Origin of the sequence: Streptomyces sp. P17 (assembly GCF_032436805.1) — a bacterium.
Taxonomy (GTDB): Bacteria; Actinomycetota; Actinomycetes; order Streptomycetales; family Streptomycetaceae; genus Streptomyces.
On sequence record NZ_JAVRBF010000840.1, the window covers coordinates 1 to 271 of the forward strand.

Here is a 271-nt window from a genome sequence, read left to right on the forward strand (position 1 = left end):
GTCTCGACTTCGGCTGCGTCACGCCCGCGCGCGACAAGTTGAACGCCGTTTCCGTCTTCGCGGTAGAAGGGATAGCTGCCGATTGCGACCTCTTTATGGTCAACCTGGATTTTCTTGAGTCCCTCTGCGAGGCGGCCCTCAGGAACCTTCGTCTGCACGGTTGCCGCGTGCACGACGGCGCCGCGCTGAAGCTTGGGTTCGATCGCATCCATCATCGCGCGCATGATCATCGGCACACCGGCCATCACGAACACGTTGCCGATGTGCACGC

1 protein-coding gene is annotated in these 271 nt (G+C 61.6%); it reads right to left on the reverse strand.

What is annotated here, in order from left to right; all coding sequences use genetic code 11:
- On the reverse strand, positions 1–271 hold a 271-nt coding region (locus tag RMT89_RS43170), incomplete at both ends, for a hypothetical protein (protein WP_315889224.1).